Source organism: Stenotrophomonas sp. YJH_SMC_54 (assembly GCF_059368435.1).
This window is the reverse complement of record NZ_JCAFRS010000006.1, coordinates 116,208-135,433: the sequence shown is the minus strand read 5'-3', so window position 1 is coordinate 135,433 and position 19,226 is coordinate 116,208. Positions and strand designations below refer to the sequence as shown.

Below are 19,226 nucleotides of genomic sequence, written 5' to 3'. Positions count from 1 at the left end.
AAGATGCGCGCAGGCTAGAAGGTAAAGATTGCGTAAATGTGACAGTTCACGCGCGGCAGACATCCACCGCAGGCCCCGTCACGGCAGGGCCTGCCATTGAACCCGCTTGCGTATGACGCCCGGATTGCGCCTTGGTTGCAGTCGATCCACGCCCTGCATGGATGCGGCCGTCACTCGGCCGGGGTCTTGTCCTTGAACCGGCACAGATCGGCGATCACGCATCCCGGGCAATCCGGCTTGCGCGCCTTGCACACATAACGTCCGTGCAGGATCAGCCAGTGATGCGCGTCGAGCAGGAACTCGGCGGGGATCACCTTCACCAGCTTGTCTTCCACTTCGCGCACATTCTTTCCCGGGGCCAGGCCGGTACGGTTGGAGACGCGGAAGATATGCGTGTCCACCGCCATCACCGGCTCGCCGAAGGCGGTGTTGAGCACCACGTTGGCGGTCTTGCGGCCCACGCCCGGCAGTGCTTCCAGCGCATCGCGATCGCGCGGCACTTCACCGCCGTGCTTTTCCAGCAGGATCGCGCAGGTGGCGATCACGTTCTTCGCCTTGGCGTTGAACAGGCCGATGGTGGCGATGTACTGCTTCAGTCCTTCTTCGCCAAGCGCGAGGATCTTCGCCGGCGTGTTGGCCACCGGGAACAGGCGGCGCGTGGCCTTGTTGACGCCGACGTCGGTGGCCTGCGCCGACAGCGCCACCGCCACCAGCAGCTCGAACGGCGAGCTGTACTCCAGTTCGGTCTTCGGGTGCGGGTTGAGTTCGCGCAGGCGGGTGAACATCTCCACCACGTCGGCGCGCGGCATCGTGCCGCCACGCCGCGCCGGGGCGCGTGCGGTTTTCTTCGTGGTCGCCATTACTGCTCCTTGCCGCTGGCGCGGGCCTTGGCCCGGGCGAGGATGGCGGCGGCTGCGGCGGGCAGGGCGGGCTTCACGTCCGGCGCCGGGGCGGGCGTGCGCCGCGCGTCGCGTTCGGCTTCGCGGCGGGCCAGTCGCACCGCACGGGCGCGGTAGCGTTCGCGTGCCGCCCAGGCGGCCTGAAGCTGCTGCTGGGCCTGCTGCAACCGCTGCGGGAGTTCCGGGTGGCCGGGCAGCAATTGCGCGTCGTCGGCGCGGGCGACATAGTCCATCAGCCCGGCCTGCAGGGCGCCGTCGAGATCGTCTGCCTGGACCCGGGCAAACAGCTGCGCGGGGTTGGGTCGGGATGCCATGGCGTCAGCGGTTCTGGAAGGCCGGCGGGCGGCGCTGCAGGAAGGCGCTGGTTCCCTCGCGCATGTCCTCGGTGGCGAACAGCAGGCCGAAATGTGCGCTTTCGTATTCCAGCCCGGCTTCCAGGCTGCATTCGCCGCCCACGTGCACCGCATCGAGCAGGCCGCGCAGGGCCAGCGGCGCCGAGCGTGCCAGCTGCCGGGCGATGTCCTGCACGCGGTTGTCCAGCGCGTCGGCCGGTACCACCTCGTTGACGATCCCCAGTTCCAGCGCACGTGCGGCATTGATCGGTGCACCCAGCAGGCATAGCTCCAGGGTGGCGGCGCGGCCGCACAGGCGCAGCAGGCGCTGGCTGCCGCCGAAGCCGGGAATCAGCCCGAGATTGATTTCCGGTTGGCCGACTTTGGCGGTATCGGCGGCAATGCGCAGGTGGCAGGCCATGGCCAGTTCCAGGCCGCCGCCCAGGGCAAAACCGTTGACGCGGGCGATGACCGGTTTGGGCATGCGCTCGATCTGGCGCATCAGGGCCTGGCCCAGCAGCGAGAAATCACGTCCCTGAACCGCGCTGAGTGTGTTCATCTCGGCGATGTCAGCGCCAGCCACGAACGCCTTCGGGCCGGCACCGGTCAGCACCACCACGCGGATCTCCGGGTCTGCGGCCGCGGCGCTGAAGGCCTCGGCCAGGGCCTGCAGGGTCGCGGCGTTCAGGGCGTTGAGCTTGTCCGGGCGCTGGACCGTCACGGTGCGGATGGCGCCGTCGTCGGTGACATCGATCAGGGCATCGGCCACGGGGAAACTCCTGGAACGTTAAAAAAAAGTGATATTGAACTCCGCGAACGCAGACGGGTCATAGCCTGCATCGTGAGTAGCGGTTACACGTTGCGCCCGTTATCCTAACCCGTCGCCTCAGGGCGGCGCAGAACGTCCCTGAGTTACCACCCCTGGAGAACTGTTTGATGAAGTTGCGTTCTATCGCGGTCGCCGTCGCGGCCCTGGCCCTGACGGGCAATGCCTTCGCCCAGGACGTCTCGTCCGAAAAGGGCAAGCTGAGCTACTACTTCGGTTACGACTACGGCAACAACCTGGCGGAGCTGACCGGTCGTGGTGAGCAGCTGGACATCAACTCGGTGGTGAAGGGCCTGCAGGATGCCTACGCCAAGAAGCAGCCGGCGATCACCGCCGAGCAGCTGAAGCCGGCCGTTGAAGCGTTCCAGAAGCGCGAGCAGGGCCGTGCCCAGGCTGCCAAGGCCGAGTACGAGAAGGCTGCTGCCGAAAACAAGACCAAGAGCGATCAGTTCATCGCGGCGAACAAGGCCAAGGCCGGCGTGCAGTCGCTGCCGAGCGGCGTCCAGTACCGCGTGATCGAAGCCGGCAAGGGTGCCAAGCCGACCCAGGCCAGCACCGTGCAGCTGGAAGTGGCCGGTCCGTTCCCGTACGGCCAGCGCCCGACCGAAGCCCGCCCGGCCCAGCAGATCCCGTCGATCAAGGTCAGCGAAGTCGAAATGAAGGCCATGCGCGAGACCCTGCTGCAGATGCCGGCCGGCTCGAAGTGGGAAGTCACCCTGCCGCCGGACCAGGCCTACGGTGCGGACCCGCGCACCCCGTTCCCGCCGAACGTGGCTGTGCAGTTCGAGATCAAGCTGGTCAGCGTCAAGTAAATCGAAGCAGTAAACCAAACGCGCCGGTGATTCCACCGGCTCGTTTTTGTTTGCGCAGTGCCTGACGGTAGAGTCGACTGTCAGTCGACTGCTCTTGGGTCACATCGGGGAAACGCCCGCTGCGCGCGCGAGTCGACTGACAGTCGACTCTACCGTCCGACCGGCCCACCCGCGCAAATTCAGCCCTTTCGCGCTACTGTTGCCGGGTGCAAACAATGGAAGAAACGGCGCGTGTTGTCGCAAGTCCCTGCATCGGCGTGTGCACGCTGGATCCGCACCGGCAGTGCACCGGCTGCGGACGTCATATCGATGAAATCGCACGGTGGTCGTCGATGAGCAACGACGAACGCAGTCGCATCCTGCATCGCGTGCAGCCGTTGCGGGCGCAGCTCCAGCAATCACTGCGCGGCTCGCTGGCCGACCACGAACGTTTGATGCGCGCGCTGCATCCGTTGGCCGATCCGCCGGCCGGCGATGGCTGGAACCGCAGTGAACTGATCGATCTGCTGCCGCCCGGGCCTCCGGTGGAAGCGGCCGTGCTCGCGGGAATCGTGCCGCGCGCCAGTGGCGCGCAGGTGATCCTCACCCGTCGCACCGAAACCCTGCGCACGCACGGTGGCCAGGTCGGATTCCCCGGCGGCCGCACCGAGCCCGACGACCGCGACGCCCTGGCGGCAGCATTGCGCGAGAGCCAGGAAGAAATCGCCTTGGCTCCGGGCCAGGTGCAGGCGCTGGGCTATCTCGATCCCTTCGTGACGATCACCGGCTATCGGGTCACCCCGGTGGTGGCGGTGGTCGATCCGGACTTCGTGCCGGTGCCGCAGCCCAGCGAAGTGGCCGAGGTGTTCGAGGTGCCGCTGGACTACCTGATGGCGGCGGACAACCTGCGCCAGGTCGAAATCAACCATCGCGGCCGCATCCGTCACGTCCTTGAGTACAGCTGGCCCGGCCAGCGCATCTGGGGCGCCACCGCGGCCATTCTCTACAACCTGCGTCGCCGCCTGGAGCAAGTGCAATGAACCCGATCGATCCGCCGTGGACCACCCTGGTCGATGTCGCCACCCTGGCTGCCGCGTTGGGCGAGGGCATCCGCGTGGTCGACGCACGCGCCACCGCCAGCACCGCGGTGCGCGTGGTTGATGCGCGTTCCTCGCTGGCCGATCCGCAGGCGGGTAGCGGCCATTACCTGGCAGGTCATATCCCGGGTGCGGTGTATGCCGATCTGAATCGTGACCTGTCCGATCTGTCGCGCGTCGGCCATGGTCGCCATCCGCTGCCGGACAGCGATGCCTTCGCCGCGAAGCTCGGCCAGTGGGGTATCGGTCCTGACACGCAGGTGGTGGTCTACGACGGCAGCGACGGCAGCATGGCCGCTTCGCGCCTGTGGTGGCTGCTGCGCCTGATCGGGCACAGCAAGGTGGCCGTGCTCGATGGTGGTATCGCCGCGTGGCAGGCCGCAGGGCAACCTTTGGCGACGGGGCCGGACGAGGTGACCGCGCTGCCGGCTTACCTGGGCCGTTTCGACACCGCCCAGATCGCCAATGCCGAGGAGATCAGCGCACGCCTGAAGCACGCGCCGGGCTGGCTGGTCGACGCACGCGCGGGCGAACGCTTCCGCGGCGAAGTCGAGCCGCTGGACCCGGTCGCCGGCCACGTACCCGGCGCGGTCAACCGTCCGTTTGCGTTGAACGTGGCCGACGGCCGGCTGCGCGATGCACAGGAACTGCGCGTCGAGCTGCAGGGTGTGATCGGGAACCGTGATCCGCAGCAGGTGGTGCTGATGTGCGGCTCCGGCGTGACCGCCTGCCACCTGCTGCTGGCGATGGAAAGCGCAGGCCTGAGCGGCGCACGCATCTACGCCGACTCCTGGAGCGGTTGGGTGAGCGACAGCAGCCGCCCGGTGGCGACCGGCGCCTGAGAAGCGCGGGGTCGGATCCGTTTTCCAACGGACAACGGCTCTGACCGCATCGAGCGTAAATCGGGGTCAGAGCCCGTTGCGTGGCAACGGGATCCGACTCCGTGCCGACTAAGGTCGGCACCCACCAACAGCGGCAGAAATCTGTCGAAGGCGGGGTGGGGCCGGTTGCGGGGGTGTCCGCGGCATGGATGCCGCGGCCAAGCCCCCATGGACGGGTTTACGGCGTCCCCCGCAACCGGACCCACTCCGCCATCCCCCGGAATGCCAGCTCTTGACGTTGACGTTGACGTTGACGTTGACGTTGCTTCTGCGGGTGCAGGGCGCAGCCCTGCCGCTTACCCAACCGGCTGCAGTGGCACCTTCGCCAGCACCCGCGCCCACGGGAACAACGGCCCCGGATCACGCTTGCGCGCCACCATCAGCGTCGGATCATCGCTGGCCGGCACCTGCTCCCGATCCAGCTGGTCATGCCCGGCAATCCGCTGCAGCGACGGATAGCGTGCCACCAGCGCCAGCAGCAGCCGCTCCAGCGCTTCCAGCTGCGCCTCGGTGTAGGCCTCGTCCATCGCCTGGTGACGGCTGTCGAACCAGTGCGGGTAGCGCCCGGTATTGACCAGTTCGATACCCAGCGTATGCGCGTTCATGCCGCGAACGTGGTGGGCCACCCGTTCCGGTGCCACGTACTGCACCACGCTGCCATCGCGGTCGATGTAGAAATGCCCGCTGTTGCCGGCACCACTGTCGTACAGCACACGCTCGCCGTACTCGCGGGCCATCGCCAGGTCGGGCAACTCGGTGCAGTGGATCACCACCATCTCCAGCGTGGCCGGGTCGCGCAGTGGCAGGCGGTCTTCGTAGGGCAGGGGCTGCAGCTGCAGGCCGGGCAGGAGCGGGTTGGGCATCCGGCGATGCTAGCATTGCGGCATGAACCTGCCTTCTCTTTCCTGGTTGGCCCGCGCCCACGGAGCGCACGCATGAGCCGCGGCCACTGCATCCTGTCCCACGGCTTCGAGAGCGGCCCGGAAGCGACCAAGGTCACCGCGCTGGCCGAGGTGGCACAGCGCCTGGGCTGGACCCACGAGCGCCCCGACTACACCGACCTGGACGCGATGAGCGAGGTCAGCCGGGTGGGCGACGTGCCGACCCGCCTGCGCCGCCTGGTCGAGCGCGCCGCCATCGCTGCCCGGCAGGGGCCGGTGGTGCTGGCCGGCTCCAGCCTGGGCGCCTACATCTCCGCCATCGCCTCGTTGCAGGTGCCGGTGGCCGGCCTGTTCCTGATGGTGCCGCCGACCACCATGGGCCCAATGCCGGCGCTGGATGCCGCCGCCGTGCCGACCACCGTGGTGCAGGCCTGGCATGACGATGTGGTCCCGGCCGCCGGGGTCATCGCCTGGGCGCAGGCGCGTTCGGCGCAGCTGCTGCTGGTCGACGACGGCCACCGCCTGGAACGCCACGTGGAGGCCTCCGCGCAGGCCTTCGAGCGCCTGTTGCGGCAACTGTGAAGCCCGGGCGCACGGCGCGCCCGCCCGCATTGACTACAATGGCAGGCCCGCCGCCCCTGGCGCGGGCCTGCCGGCCGTGACTACGGCCCTCCTTTCCGACCGGCCCGGCCCCTGTGCCGCGCCCGACCACCTGCGAACCGACCCCGTGAAATTCTTCGTCTCCTGCGCCAAGGGCCTGGAATACCTGCTCGCCGATGAACTGTCGGCCCTAGGCCTTGGCAAGGCCACTGCCACCATTGCTGGCGTCAACGCCGAGGGCGAACTGGAGCAGGCGCTGCGGATCGTGATGTGGTCGCGCCTGGCCAGCCGCGTGCTGTGGCCGATCGACGAGTTCGACTGCCCGGACGAGCAGGCTCTGTACGACGGCGTGCGTGCGCTGCCGTGGCATGAGCACATCAAGCCGGAGATGACCCTGGCGGTGGACGCACACGTGTCCGGCGACAAGATCACCCATGCCCGCTTCGCCGCGCAGCGGATCAAGGACGCCATCGTCGATCGCATGCGCGATGAAGGCCTGGAGCGTCCCTCGGTCAACACCGATCTGCCCGATGTGCGCGTCAACCTGTCGCTGCGCAAGGGCCGCGCTTCGTTGTCGATCGACCTCGGCGGTGGCCCGCTGCACCGCCGTGGCTGGCGCGGTGCTGCTCACGAGGCGCCGCTGAAGGAGAACCTGGCCGCCGCGCTGCTGCTGCGCGCGCAGTGGCCGCGCCTGCACGCCGCCGGTGGCGGCCTGCTGGACCCGATGTGCGGCAGCGGCACGCTGCTGATCGAAGGCGCGCTGATGGCCGCCGACGTCGCCCCGGGCCTGATGCGCCACGGCAGCCTGCCGCCGAGCCGTTGGCTGGGCTTCGACAAAGCGGCCTGGAAGACCCTCCAGAGCGAAGCACGCGATCGCGAGGCCGCTGGCCTGGCCGCGCTGAAGCCGGTCATCCACGGCAGCGACATCGATCCGACCGCGATCCAGGCGGCACGCGAGAATGCCGAGGTCGCGGGCGTCGCTCATGCGATCCGCTTCACCCGTGCCGATGTGGCCGACCTGGCCGCGCCGGAGCAGGAGATCGGTGCGGTGGTCTGCAACCCGCCGTACGACGAGCGCCTGGCCGCCGATCCGGCGCTGTACCGCGCACTGGGCACCGCCCTGCAGAAGGCGGTGCCGCAGTGGCGTGCCAGCCTGCTGTGCGGCAACGACGAGCTGGCCTTCGCCACCGGCCTGCGCGCCAGCAAGAAGTACCAGATGTTCAACGGTGCGCTGGAATGCGCGCTGATCGTCTGCGATCCGATTGCCGTGCCGGGCCGTGATCCGGCACAACCGCGCGAGCTGAGCGAAGGTGCGCAGATGGTGGCCAATCGCCTGCGCAAGAACCTGAAGAAGTTCAAGAGCTGGCGCGCCCGCGAGCACATCACCTGCTTCCGTGCCTATGACGCCGACCTGCCGGAATACGCGGCCGCCATCGACGTCTACGAGGAAGACGGTGGCAAGCGCCGTACCTTCCTGCACGTGCAGGAATACGCCGCACCGGCCGCGATTCCCGAGAACGACGTGCGCCGCCGCCGCAACGAACTGCTGGCCGCCGCGCGCGAAGTATTCGGCGTGCCGCCGGAGCAGGTCTCGATGAAGTCGCGCGAGCGCGGCAAGGGCGGCAGCAAGTACGGCCGCTTCGAGCAGCGAGATGAATTCATCGTAGTGCGCGAGAACAATGCACTGCTGCAGGTGAACCTGTTCGACTATCTTGATACCGGCCTGTTCCTCGACCATCGCCCGCTGCGCCGGATGATGGCCGAGCAGGTGCGTGGCAAGCGTTTCCTCAACCTGTTCTGCTACACCGGCGTGGCCAGCGTGCAGGCCGCCGTGGCTGGTGCCGCCAGCACCACCAGCGTCGACCTGTCGGCCACTTACCTGCAGTGGTGCTACGACAACCTGGCGTTGAACGGGCAGGGCGGCAACCAGCACCTTCTGGTGCAGGCCGATGCGATGGCCTGGCTGGAAGGCGACCGTGGCCAGTACGACGTGATCTTCTGTGACCCGCCGACCTTCTCCAACTCCGCACGCGCCGATGACTTCGACGTGCAGCGCGAACAGCTGAAGCTGCTGCGTGCGGCGGTGGCGCGGCTGGCCCCGGGGGGCGTGCTGTACTTCTCGAACAACTTCCGCCGCTTCAAGCTGGAAGAAAACGCCATTGCCGAATTTGCCCAGTGCCGCGAGATCACCGCGCGCACCATCGGGCCGGACTTCGAACGCAACGCGCGCATCCATCGCGCGTGGGAGCTGAAGCGGTTGGGGTAACACGACGCCCGGGGTCGGATCCCCTGCGCGAAGCGCAGGGGCTCTGACCCCATCTGGATCTACGTACCAGGGGTCAGAGCCCTTGCGCTTCGCGAAAGGGATCCGACCCCGGTGGCCCGGTTACAGCAACGCCACCACCAGCCCCAACACCGGCAGCGCGATCGCCAGTGGCACGATCCACTTCGGCTGGTACGGATACAACCCGAATGACAGCGCCAGACCGCCCAGTGTCATCGTGCCCAGCCACAGCACCGGGCCCATCGCCCAGCCGTGGTCGGCCACGCACAGTGCGAACGCTACCGCCAGCAGTACCCAGCCCAGTACCCGCCACTGCGTGCGCCGTGCCGGGGGGGCTGCAGCCTTGCCGTGCAGATCGTGCTGGTGCTTTTCCATCGCCAGCGACAGCGCAGTAAACGCAGAGAACGACAGGGTCAGCGCCAGCAGCATCATGCGCTGGCCTCCGCTTCGGCCGCGTCTGCAGTGTTCACCGATGCCTTCGGCGCAGCCGCAGCGGCCGCACGCTTCTTCTTCTCGGCCGCACTCAGCGGTGGCGTCCAGCGCTGCATGCGCCAACCGCACAGCGCCAGCATCGCGCCGAACGCGATCATCGACAGATCGAAGCCAGCCAATATCCAGTCGCCGTTGCGCAGGGTGTTGCCCAGGTGCGCATGCGTGGTCAGCGCATTGACCACCGGTACCAGTGCGAACGCGGCCGCGCCCAGGTAGAGCTGCCACGCCCACATCATCCGCTTCGGCCAGATGAAGGCGGCCAGCAGCGCGCCGGCCCAGGCGTAGAAGAACACGTTGGCCTCCGCACTCGAGCGCTCGGCGATGTCCAGCGGCAGCAGGCGGTTGCCCCAGAAGTAGGCGGCGAAGGCGATCGGCAGGCCGGCCACGGTGCCGATGTTCAGCGCATCGACCAGGCGCAGGCCGAAGCCGGTGCGGCCACTCTTGGCGTGCCTGGGCCGTTCCTTCACCGCCCACAGCACCACGCCGCTGGCCACCATCAGGCAGCCGACCAGGCCGGACAGGAAGAACAGTGCACGCAGGCCCCAGTCGGCAAAACGCGCCAGGTGCAGGCCGTACAGCACGCCGCGAGTGGCGGTGGCACCGCCGGAAGGCGGCGTTTCCTCAAGCAGAGCACCGCTGACCATGTCGTAACGCACGGCCGGGGTGTCGATGGACAGGCGCTTGCCGTCGCGCTGGCGGATGTCGATCACCGCATTGGCCGCGCCCGGATTGGACACGGTGAAGCCGGCCACCTCCACGCCGTGCCAATGCGCGCGCGCGCTGTCCAGCAGTTGTGCGATCGGCAACGGCGTGGCGTGGCCCTCGGCGGGCGCGGTCACTTCCGGGAGGCCGCCGAAGGCCTCGAAGAAGAACGCGTCCTCGTCCTGCGGGTAGGCCACCTTCACCCCCCACGGCAGGTACATGATCATCAACGTCACAATGCCGGTGTAGGTGATCATCGCGTGGTAGGGCAGGGCCATCACCGCGCTGACGTTGTGGAAATCAAGCCAGGAACGCAGGCCCTTGTCCTTGCGGAAGGTGAAGAAGTCCTTGAAGATTTTCTTGTGGGTGATGATGCCGGTGATGATCGCCACCAGCATGAACATCGCGCAGAAGCCGACCAGATAGCGTGCCCACAGCACCGGGATGTAGTGCAGGTCGAAGTGCAGGCGGTAGAAGAAGTCGCCGCCGCGGGTCTCGCGCGCCTTCAATGCCTGGCCGGTGTTGGGGTCCAGCGTGGCGTCGCCGAAGCCACCGCGGCGGCCACGGCTGGGATCGGCCAGTTCCGGCGGCAACCGCCAGAACATCTGCATGGCCGGGTTGCGCGGCTGCGGCAGTGTGACGAACCAGTTTTCGGCCTGCGCGGCGTTGGCCTGCAGGTAGTCCACCGCGCGCTGTGCGGCGACGTCGATGCTGACGTTGCTGGACGGCAGTTCCGGCCGCATCCAGCGGCTGATTTCCTCGCGGTAGTAGCTGGCCGTGCCAGCCATGAAGATCAGCAGCAGCAACCAGCCAACCAGCAGCCCGGTCCAGGTGTGCAGCCAGGCCATCGACTGGCGGAATCCGTTCTTCATGCCCAGGCCCCCATCAGGCGCGCAATGGCGGCCATCAGCAGCGCGGGCGCGAGGATGCCGACCCAGGCGCGCAGCGCGCTGCGGGTGGCGAATGCCCACAGTGCCGCACAGGCGGCGACCAGGATGGCCAGCAGCATGCCGGTCAGCACGGTCTGGCCACGTGCGCCGGGCAGGGCCACGGCGCAGAACACGCTGGTCATCGAGGCCAGTGCGTAACCGCCGAAGATCGCGGCCAACGAGCGTGACAGCACGCCCCAGCGCGGGTTGGAAAAGAAGGTGCGGGGGCTGGCGGTTGCGGGCGAGCGGTCCACGGCATTCCTGCAGGTAGGAGAGGGGATGGAACGCGTCCGCGGCCCCCTTGCGCCCTGCGCATGTTGCCCAGCGTGTCCCATCGACAAAGCACGGCCCGCGCAGACGGGCAGTTCAGAGGTCGGGGATGTACACGGGCGATGGGTGCGTCTTCCGCACCCGATTGGCTAAGCGTACAACCGATCAGTAAATGATAGGCATTCGCATTTTATGAATCAAGCGTGATGACCCGAGGGGCGCGTTGAGGCCTAGAACCTGAACACCACTGTCGCCGCATGCAGCAGCAGGCCGATCAGGCCACCCACCAGGGTGCCGTTGAAGCGGATGAACTGCAGGTCGCGGCCCACGCTCAGTTCCAGCTGTTCCACCAGATGGCGCTCGTCCCAGCCCTTCACGGTCTGCGCGATATGCGTGGTCACGCCTTCGCGCAGGCGGCCGGTCAGGCGTTGCGCGCCTTCCAGCAGGTGCTGGTTGAGGGCCTCGCGCAGCGCCGGGTCGGCCTGCAGGCTGGCACCGAGCGAACCCAGGCTGCGCTGCAGGTGGCCGACCAGCGCCGAGTCCTCGCGCTGCAGGTCCGCGCGCAGGCTGGCGTGGATGCGCGCCCACAACCCCTGCACGTAGTCCTGCAGGGCCGGATGGTCGATCATTTCCTGCTTGAGCTGTTCGATGCGCTCGGCCAGGGCCGGGTCCTCGCGCAGGCGCTGCACGTAATTCTGCAGCCAGCTCTCGTAGTCCTGGCGCAGCGGATGCTGCGGCTCGGCCAGTACCTGCTGCAGCTCTTCCAGTACCGCGCGGGCCAAGCGCTCGGCCAGGCTGTCGCCGATCTCGTCAATCGGCTTGACCCAGTTCACCGTGCTCGACAGCGTCGGCCATTCGCGCTGGATGTAACGCACGATCAGCTGCGAGGCGCGTTCTTTCACCTCGGGCTGCTCGAGCCAGCGGCCCAGCCGCTGCAGGCCTTCGTCCAGCACGCGCTGGTGGCGACCATCGGCGGTCAGCAGGGCCAGCAGTTCACCGGCAGTGGCAGCGGCATTCCACTGCCGCAACTGCTGCACAACGAAGCCGTGCAGCTGCCGGCGCACGGCGGTTTCGTCGAAGAAATCCAGTGCCTGCAGCGCCCAGCCGCGGGCCATGTCGGCCAGCATGCGCGAGCGTGCCGGGTCGGCCAGCCAGCTGCCGAGGCGGCTGGCCGGATCGAACACCTGCAGCTTGGCCAGCAGCACGCCCGGCTCCAGGAACTGGTCGCGCACGAACAGCGCAAGGCTGTCGCCGATGCGTTCCTTGCTGCGCGGGATGATCGCGGTGTGCGGGATCGGCAGGCCCATCGGCCGCCGGAACAGCGCGACCACGGCGAACCAATCGGCCAGTGCGCCCACGGCTGCGGCCTCGCAGAACGCCGAAACCCAGGCCCAGATGCCGCGCTCGCCCTGCCAGTGGCTGACCGCGAAACCGGCCAGCATCAACAGCAGCAGGCCCAGCGCGAGGGCTTTCAGGCGCCGCAGCTGAGCGCGGCGCGGGTCGTTGGCAGACGTCATGCCGGAAGTCTAACCGGCACGGCATGAGCATCTGGTAGTGCCGGCCGCTGGCCGGCAACCTCAACGCACCCGATACGTTCATGGCGTTGCCGGCCAGCGGCCGGCACTACCCCTTGGTTCAGAGCGCTTCCAGTTGCTTGCGCAGCGCGGCCAGTTGCGCGCGCAGGGTGTCGTTCTCGCGGGTCAGCGCGACCACCCGACGGCGCAGCGCTGGTGCGTCCTCGCCCAGCTGCTCCAGCGCCGACAGCACCTCGGCATCGCGGCTGGCGATCTCGTCCTCATCTGCCTCCTCGAAATCCATCTCGGCTGCTTCCGGCTTCGGCGCACGCGGCTTGCGCTTGGACTCGCGCACGCGCTTGGCGGCCTGCTTCAGCTCGTCCTTGCCACCGGCGGCGGCGGCGCGCTGCTCTTCTTCCGGCAGGTCAGCCACGGCGGCGGCGGCGCTGATCGAGATCACGCCGGCCTTGACCGCTTCCACCACCTCGGCCGCGGCCTGGGCGTGGATGCGCTCGATCATGCCAACCTGGCTGGTGCTCAGCTTGGCTTCGCGGGCCAGCTCGGCGCGGCTGATCTTCGGCGCCGGCTCCCACGGCGGGCTGTCTTCACCGGCCTCATCGGTGGCGTCGGCAGTGCCATCGCTCTCGCGCTGCAGCTGCGCCTGCTCGATCTGCTTGCGGGCGGCCAGGATGTCGCGCTTGCGCAGCGCCAGCACGCCGCGCTGGAAGTCGGACACGCTGCGACGGCCCAGGTGCTGCTCGATCATCCACAGGTGCACGTCTTCCATGCTCTGGAAGCGGGTGTTCTGTACGGTGTTGAAGGGCAGGCCATGCTTCTGGCAGATGCCGAAGCGGTTGTGGCCGTCGACCAGTACGTTGCCCCACAGGACCAGCGCGTCACGACAGCCCTCGGCCAGGATGCTGCGCTCCAGCGCGTCATGTTCGTCCGCAGTCAGCGGGTCGATATAGGCCTTGAGTTCTTCTTTGACGACGATATCCATGGGCACGGCAGCGAGCAGGAGCGGAACCGCCCATTGTACCCGCTCGCCGCCGCCGGCCAGGGCTCAGGCAGTGGCCCGGATCATCTCGCCCAGCGTGCCGGTGATCTGGTCGATCTGCGCCTTGTCCACGATCAGCGGGGGCGACAGCGCGATGATGTCACCGGTACAGCGCACCAGCAGCCCGCCGTCGTGGAAGCAGCGCCGATAGACCTCGTAGCCCCGGCTGCCCGGCGCATCGCGGCGAGGCGCCAGCTCGACCGCGCCGACCAGACCGAAGTTGCGGATGTCGATCACGTTGGGGAGGCCCTGCAGCGCATGCAGCCGTTCCTGCCAGTACTCGCCCAGCTCGATGGCGCGCTCGAAAAGGCGCTCCTCGGCGTAGACCTCCAGCGTGGCCAGTGCGGCCGCGCAGGCCAGCGGATGCCCCGAATAGGTATAGCCATGGAACAGCTCGATGGCCTGTGGCGGTGCCTGCATCAGGGTTGCATGCACGGCGTCGCTGGCCAGCACGCCGCCCAGTGGCACTGCGCCGTTGCTGACCGCCTTGGCGAAGGTCAGCAGGTCGGGGGTGACCCCGAAGCGCTGTGCGGCGAATGGCATGCCGACCCTGCCGAAACCGGTGATGACCTCATCGAACACCAGCAGGATGCCGTGGTGGTCGCACAGCTCGCGCAGGCGCTGCAGGTAGCCCGGCGCCGGCAGAATCACCCCGGCGGAACCGGCAATGGGTTCGACGAAGACCGCCGCGATGGTTGAGGCATCATGCAGTGCGATCAGTCGTTCCAGGTCATCGGCCAGCTCGGCGCCCTGGCGCGGCAGGCCTTTGCTGAACGCATTGCGCTGCAGGTCCAGGGTGTGGCGCAGGTAGTCCACGCCGCCCAGCTGCAGGCCGAACGCCCTGCGGTTGTTGGGCAAGCCGCCCAGCGCCATGCCGCCGAAGCCCACGCCGTGGTAGGCCTTCTCGCGGCTGATGAAACGCGTGCGCTGGCCCTCGCCACGCTGGCGGTGGTAGGCCAGCACGATCTTCATCGCGGTATCCACCGCCTCCGAGCCGGAGCTGGTGAAGAACACATGGTTCAGTGGCGTCGGCGCCAATGCGGCCAGTCGCTGCGCCAGCGCGAAGGCCGGCGGTGAGCCCATCTGGAAGGCCGGCGAGTAGTCGAGCGTGCGTGCCTGCTCGACGATGGCCTCGACGATGCGTGGGCGGGCATGGCCCGCGTTGCAGCACCAGAGGCCGGCGGTGCCATCGAGGATCTGGCGGCCGTCGACATCCTCGTAGTGCATGCCCTCGGCACGCACCAGCACACGCGGCGCGGCCTTGAACTGGCGGTTGGCGGTGAACGGCATCCAGTACGCCTCCAATGACTCCGGGCGTTGGGTAGCCAGATCGTGCAGGTCGCTCGCGGAACGCTTCATGCCAGCTCCATCGGGTCCGATGGGGGAAATGTAGCGCAGCCACGTCACGGCGGAGTCGCGGCCGCGCCGGTATAACCGGGGAAACTGTTCCGAGGAGCCCGACATGGCCGACTTTCCCGACCGCAGCCACTGGCAGGTGCTGGCCCAGCAGCTTTCGATGCCCGCACAGGCCTTCATTGATGGTCGCTACACCGACGCTGCCAGCGGCGCGCGCTTCGACTGCATCAGCCCGATTGATGGGCGCGTGCTGGGGGTGGTCGCCGACTGCGATGCAGAGGACGTAGAGCGCGCAGTTCGGTCGGCGCGGCGTGCCTTCGATGCGGGCCACTGGTCAGAGGCCAGCCCGGCCCATCGCAAGCGGGTGTTACTGGCCTTGGCGGCATTGGTGGAAAAGCACGCTGATGAGTTGGCCCTGCTGGAAACCCTGGACATGGGCAAGCCGGTGCGCGACGCACGCCGTATCGACCTGCCCGGCGTGGTGCGCTGCCTGCGCTGGACCGCCGAAGCGGTGGACAAGCTGTACGGCGAAGTCGCACCGACTGGCCCACACGAGCTGGGCCTGGTCACGCGCGAGCCAGCCGGCGTGGTCGCAGCGATCGTGCCATGGAACTTTCCGTTGCTGATGGCCTGCTGGAAGATCGCGCCTGCGCTGGCCATGGGCAATTCGGTGGTGCTCAAGCCTTCCGAGCGGTCGCCCTTGAGTGCGTTGCGATTGGCCGCGCTGGCCGCTGAGGCGGGCCTGCCGGACGGCGTGCTGAACGTATTGCCAGGCCACGGTACGCGCGTCGGTGAACCGTTGGCGCTGCACATGGATGTGGACGTGCTGGCCTTCACCGGTTCCACCGCCACCGGCGCGAAGCTGCTGGAGCATGCGGGACGGTCCAACCTCAAGCGGGTCTGGCTGGAATGCGGTGGCAAAAGCCCGCACCTGGTGTTCGCCGACGCACCGGACCTGGACGTAGCAGCCAAGGCCGTGGCGCAGGGCATCTTCTTCAACCAGGGCGAAGTCTGCACCGCCGGCTCGCGGCTGCTGGTGCAGCGCTCGATCCGTGAGGACTTCGTGCACCAGGTGATTGCCTACGGCCAGCATATGCAGCCGCAGCATCCACTGGAGGCCGATGCACCGATGGGCGCGTTGGTCGATGCCGCGCACGTGGACAAGGTGCTGGCCGATATCGCACGGGCCGAAGGCGAGGGCGCCCGCCTGCTGCTCGGCGGCCATCGGGCCGAGGTGGAGGCCGGCGGCTGCTATGTGCAGCCCACGGTGTTCGACCAGGTGCGTCCGGACCACGCGTTGGCACGCGAGGAGGTGTTCGGCCCGGTGCTGGCGGTGCTTGGTTTCGAGGATGAAGCGGAGGCAGTGCGCGTGGCCAATGACAGCCGCTATGGGTTGGCGGCGGGCCTGTGGACACGCGACCTCGGCCGCGCCCATCGCGTCGCACGCCAGCTGCGCGCCGGCAGCGTGTGGGTGAACGGCTGGGATGGTGGCGACATGACCGCACCGTTCGGTGGCTACAAGCAGTCCGGCAATGGGCGCGACAAGTCACTGCATGCGTTCGACAAGTACAGCGAGATCAAGGCCACCTGGATCCAGCTGTAACGACGTGGCTGCTTGACCGCTGTTCGTTCTTTGTAGCGTCGAGCCCTGCTCGACTGCTTCTCGCGAAGAGCAGTCGAGCCTTGCTCGACTCTACAGAAGGCAGACAGCCGTCGAGCTACCGGCAGCGGGCACTCACCTGCAGCACTGCCGCACGCAGCATGTCGCGATCGGCTTCTTCGACGGCATTCTGGAAGTAATCCATGTCCTGCCGGCCCAGTTCGCACGGGTCGACGATGTATCCCGGCGGCCAAAGCCCCAGCAGTTGCGCCACGCCATGCACGATCTGCTCGGGGCTCATCTGCCGACGGATCCGGAAGTAATTGCGGCGAGGCCCGAACGCAGGATGGACCTCGCGCCGACCGATCAGGCGCGGCGCCAAGCCAGCTGCGCTGATGCCGTCACCACCGTCGATGCTGCCCGCAGGCAGGCTCAGGATCAGTGGCGCCACTGCAGCCACGTTCCCCGGGGCAGGCAGGGCGCTCTCTGCCTGTGCAACCGGGGCAGGGCGGGGCATCATCGATGCGGCCGGACGCGTCATCTTTGCGGAGGGCAAGGCGGGCTGTTGAGGTACCGGCGCCGGCGGTTCCGGTGGCAGCCAATGCAGCGAGATCCGCGGGCCCTCACCGCTACGCAGTTCGATCCGGCCGCTGTCCAGCAGCCACAGAGCGAGCCCGCCATGCACCAGCAGTACCACCAGCCATGCCGCCATGCGCGGCAGCTTCGGCGAATCGGAGCATGACAACGCAACTGCAGCCATGGGCAAGGCATCCATGCAGGGACCGGTGGCAGCCTAGCCGGCGGCCGGAAAAATTCCGTTGGCATCGGTGTCGGCTGAAACCATCGTCCCGTGCGGCCATCGGCCCGTGGCAGAATCGGGCGATCCGCCGTTACCCGTGTTGCCGATGTCGACGATCACTGCTGCCGCGCCGCCCGTGAATTCCCCCCTTCGTGTCCTGCTGGCCAGCCTGATCGGCACCACCATCGAATTCTTCGATTTCTATATCTACGCCACGGCCGCCGTGCTGGTGTTCCCGCACCTGTTCTTTCCGGACAGCAGTGAGCAGGCGGCCCTGCTGCAGTCACTGGCGACCTTCGCGGTGGCGTTCATCGCGCGTCCGGTCGGCTCGGCGGTGTTCGGCCATTTCGGCGACCGCATCGGCCGCAAGGCCACCCTGGTCGCCGCGCTGCTGACCATGGGCCTGTCCACGGTGCTGATCGGCCTGCTGCCGACCCATGCGCAGATCGGGCTGTGGGCGCCGGCGCTGCTGGCGCTGTGCCGTTTCGGCCAGGGCCTGGGGCTGGGCGGCGAGTGGGGTGGGGCGGTGCTGCTGGCCACCGAGAATGCGCCGCCGGGCAAGCGCGCCTGGTACGGCATGTTCCCGCAGCTGGGCGCACCGCTCGGCTTCCTGCTGTCGGCCGGCATCTTCCTCGTGCTCGGCCGCTGCCTGAGCCAGAACGACTTCCTGCAGTGGGGCTGGCGCATTCCGTTCGTGGCCAGCGCGCTGCTGGTCGGCCTCGGCCTGTGGGTGCGCCTGAACATCCACGAGACGCCGGACTTCAAGAAGGCGCTGGAGCGCAAGGCGCCGGTGCGGTTGCCGATGTGGACGGTACTGCGTGACCACCCGGTACCGATGCTGCTCGGCACGCTGGGTGCGTTCGCCACCTTCGTGCTGTTCTACCTGATGACGGTGTTCAGTCTCGGCCATGGCACCGCGGTGCTGGGCTACAGCCGCGAGCAGTTCCTGCTGATGCAGATGGCCGGCATGCTGTTCTTCGCGCTGGGCATCCCGCTGTCGGCGCGCTATGGCGACCGTTGGGGCACGCGGCGCACGATGATTGTTGCCAGCGTACTGATCGTCGGCTTCGGCGTACTGTTCGCACCGTTGTTCCAGCCGCACAGCCCGTGGCTGGTCACCGCCTTCCTGTGCCTGGGCCTGTTCCTGATGGGGCTGACCTACGGCCCCTGCGGTACCTTCCTGGCCGAGATCTACCCGGTGGAGGTGCGCTACACAGGTGCCTCGCTGTCCTTCAATCTGGCCGGCATCCTCGGTGCGGCACCGGCGCCGTACCTGGCCACCTGGCTGGCCGAACGCTTCGGCCTGGTCGCGGTCGGCTACTACCTGTGCCTGACTGCGGTGGCGACCCTGTGCGCGCTGGTGGCACTGCACCGGCGCGCGCTGCGGCTCAACCAAAGAAGCGCTTGAGCGTGCGACCCAGCCAGCCGCCGCCCTGGTGTTCGCGGGCGAACTGGTTCAGGTGCGCCTTGACCTGTTCGGCATAGGCCTGGTCGTCGCCGCGGATGTGGTTGAACAGCCAGCGCGAGAGCATGGTGCGCAGCTCGTCACTGATGTCCTCGCCGGCCTGGAAGCGCATGCGGTACTCCGAGACACGCTTGATGAAGACCTCATGCACGCGTTTATGCGCGGCACAGAACGGGTAGCCCGCTTCCTCCATCAGCTCTTCCTCGAACGCGAAGTGCGACATGGTGTAGTCCACCACCTCGTCGATCACTTCACCCACTGCGGCACGCTGCATGCTGGCCTGGGCCACGTGCAGGTGGTTGAGCATTTCGATGATGCGGCGGTGTTGTTGGTCGATCACATCGATGCCGATGTTCAGATCGTCCTGCCAGACCAGTAGTGCCATCCCCGGCTCCCCTTCATGCGTATGTCGGGGCCGACTGTAGAGCCGCCCTGCGCGGGCGGCGTTGAT

19 protein-coding genes are annotated in these 19,226 nt (G+C 67.8%); 7 read left to right on the top strand and 12 right to left on the bottom strand.

Going from position 1 to position 19,226, the window contains the following annotated elements; translation table 11 throughout:
• Positions 1-170 precede the first annotated feature (170 nt).
• Genes nth through AC5P5S_RS09255 form a run of 3 tightly spaced genes read right to left on the bottom strand, consistent with a single transcriptional unit; the run spans position 171 to position 2,000 of the window.
• Entirely contained in the window at positions 171-860 is a 690-nt protein-coding gene (gene nth, locus AC5P5S_RS09265) for an endonuclease III (protein ID WP_012479638.1), read from the bottom strand.
• Entirely contained in the window at positions 860-1,213 is a 354-nt protein-coding gene (locus AC5P5S_RS09260; protein ID WP_005408795.1) for a hypothetical protein, read from the bottom strand. Before AC5P5S_RS09260 ends, nth begins: the two co-directional genes overlap by 1 nt.
• A gap of 4 nt (positions 1,214-1,217) precedes the next feature.
• On the bottom strand, positions 1,218-2,000 hold the full coding sequence (locus AC5P5S_RS09255; RefSeq protein WP_231336788.1) for an enoyl-CoA hydratase/isomerase family protein: 783 nt from the start codon (positions 1,998-2,000) through the stop codon (positions 1,218-1,220).
• A gap of 167 nt (positions 2,001-2,167) precedes the next feature.
• On the opposite strand from AC5P5S_RS09255, the gene AC5P5S_RS09250 reads away from it, so the two are divergent.
• From AC5P5S_RS09250 to AC5P5S_RS09240, 3 genes are all read left to right on the top strand, one after another.
• Positions 2,168-2,869, top strand: a complete 702-nt coding sequence (locus AC5P5S_RS09250) for an FKBP-type peptidyl-prolyl cis-trans isomerase (RefSeq protein WP_005408797.1) — start codon at positions 2,168-2,170, stop codon at positions 2,867-2,869.
• 215 nt (positions 2,870-3,084) lie between these two features.
• Positions 3,085-3,888, top strand: coding sequence for a CoA pyrophosphatase (locus tag AC5P5S_RS09245; protein ID WP_024957875.1), 804 nt, complete (start codon positions 3,085-3,087; stop codon positions 3,886-3,888).
• Positions 3,885-4,787, top strand: coding sequence for a sulfurtransferase (locus AC5P5S_RS09240; protein ID WP_012479641.1), 903 nt, complete (start codon positions 3,885-3,887; stop codon positions 4,785-4,787). Before AC5P5S_RS09245 ends, AC5P5S_RS09240 begins: the two co-directional genes overlap by 4 nt.
• A gap of 335 nt (positions 4,788-5,122) precedes the next feature.
• Here the strand turns inward: AC5P5S_RS09240 and AC5P5S_RS09235 are convergent, their stop codons facing one another.
• Positions 5,123-5,689, bottom strand: a complete 567-nt coding sequence (locus AC5P5S_RS09235) for an N-acetylmuramoyl-L-alanine amidase (RefSeq protein WP_012479642.1) — start codon at positions 5,687-5,689, stop codon at positions 5,123-5,125.
• A gap of 72 nt (positions 5,690-5,761) precedes the next feature.
• Here AC5P5S_RS09235 and AC5P5S_RS09230 point away from each other — a divergent pair, with 72 nt between their 5' ends.
• Both AC5P5S_RS09230 and rlmKL read left to right on the top strand, forming a co-directional pair.
• The gene (locus AC5P5S_RS09230) at positions 5,762-6,289 is read left to right on the top strand and encodes an alpha/beta hydrolase (RefSeq protein ID WP_024958728.1); all 528 of its coding nucleotides are present in this window, start codon (positions 5,762-5,764) and stop codon (positions 6,287-6,289) included.
• A gap of 145 nt (positions 6,290-6,434) precedes the next feature.
• The gene (gene rlmKL, locus AC5P5S_RS09225; protein WP_049396278.1) at positions 6,435-8,573 is read left to right on the top strand and encodes a bifunctional 23S rRNA (guanine(2069)-N(7))-methyltransferase RlmK/23S rRNA (guanine(2445)-N(2))-methyltransferase RlmL; all 2,139 of its coding nucleotides are present in this window, start codon (positions 6,435-6,437) and stop codon (positions 8,571-8,573) included.
• A 120-nt stretch (positions 8,574-8,693) separates the two neighbouring features.
• On the opposite strand, the gene AC5P5S_RS09220 is transcribed toward rlmKL, so the two are convergent.
• From AC5P5S_RS09220 to aptA, 6 genes are all read right to left on the bottom strand, one after another.
• Positions 8,694-9,023: a DUF3325 domain-containing protein gene (locus AC5P5S_RS09220; protein ID WP_049396280.1), complete on the bottom strand. Its 330-nt coding sequence runs from the start codon at positions 9,021-9,023 to the stop codon at positions 8,694-8,696.
• The gene (locus AC5P5S_RS09215; protein WP_060381011.1) at positions 9,020-10,657 is read right to left on the bottom strand and encodes a PepSY-associated TM helix domain-containing protein; all 1,638 of its coding nucleotides are present in this window, start codon (positions 10,655-10,657) and stop codon (positions 9,020-9,022) included. The genes AC5P5S_RS09220 and AC5P5S_RS09215 overlap by 4 nt, the downstream gene beginning before the upstream one ends.
• Entirely contained in the window at positions 10,654-10,968 is a 315-nt protein-coding gene (locus tag AC5P5S_RS09210) for a DUF3649 domain-containing protein (RefSeq protein WP_005412781.1), read from the bottom strand. Before AC5P5S_RS09210 ends, AC5P5S_RS09215 begins: the two co-directional genes overlap by 4 nt.
• Positions 10,969-11,214: 246 nt before the next feature.
• Entirely contained in the window at positions 11,215-12,501 is a 1,287-nt protein-coding gene (locus AC5P5S_RS09205) for a DUF445 domain-containing protein (protein WP_024958724.1), read from the bottom strand.
• A gap of 118 nt (positions 12,502-12,619) precedes the next feature.
• A complete protein-coding gene (locus tag AC5P5S_RS09200) occupies positions 12,620-13,498 on the bottom strand; it encodes a hypothetical protein (RefSeq protein ID WP_062607534.1) in 879 nt (292 codons plus the stop codon).
• A gap of 63 nt (positions 13,499-13,561) precedes the next feature.
• Entirely contained in the window at positions 13,562-14,914 is a 1,353-nt protein-coding gene (gene aptA, locus AC5P5S_RS09195; RefSeq protein WP_005412783.1) for an omega-aminotransferase AptA, read from the bottom strand.
• 103 nt (positions 14,915-15,017) lie between these two features.
• Between aptA and AC5P5S_RS09190 the strand changes: the two genes are divergently transcribed.
• The gene (locus AC5P5S_RS09190; protein ID WP_012479650.1) at positions 15,018-16,514 is read left to right on the top strand and encodes an aldehyde dehydrogenase; all 1,497 of its coding nucleotides are present in this window, start codon (positions 15,018-15,020) and stop codon (positions 16,512-16,514) included.
• A 115-nt stretch (positions 16,515-16,629) separates the two neighbouring features.
• Here AC5P5S_RS09190 and AC5P5S_RS09185 read toward each other — a convergent pair whose 3' ends face one another.
• The gene (locus AC5P5S_RS09185) at positions 16,630-17,271 is read right to left on the bottom strand and encodes a hypothetical protein (protein ID WP_044569750.1); all 642 of its coding nucleotides are present in this window, start codon (positions 17,269-17,271) and stop codon (positions 16,630-16,632) included.
• 154 nt (positions 17,272-17,425) lie between these two features.
• On the opposite strand from AC5P5S_RS09185, the gene AC5P5S_RS09180 reads away from it, so the two are divergent.
• A complete protein-coding gene (locus tag AC5P5S_RS09180; RefSeq protein ID WP_176394327.1) occupies positions 17,426-18,718 on the top strand; it encodes an MFS transporter in 1,293 nt (430 codons plus the stop codon).
• On the opposite strand, the gene AC5P5S_RS09175 is transcribed toward AC5P5S_RS09180, so the two are convergent.
• Entirely contained in the window at positions 18,699-19,160 is a 462-nt protein-coding gene (locus AC5P5S_RS09175) for a bacteriohemerythrin (RefSeq protein ID WP_004151683.1), read from the bottom strand. The two genes, AC5P5S_RS09180 and AC5P5S_RS09175, sit on opposite strands and share 20 nt — an antisense overlap.
• Positions 19,161-19,226: the final 66 nt, after the last annotated feature.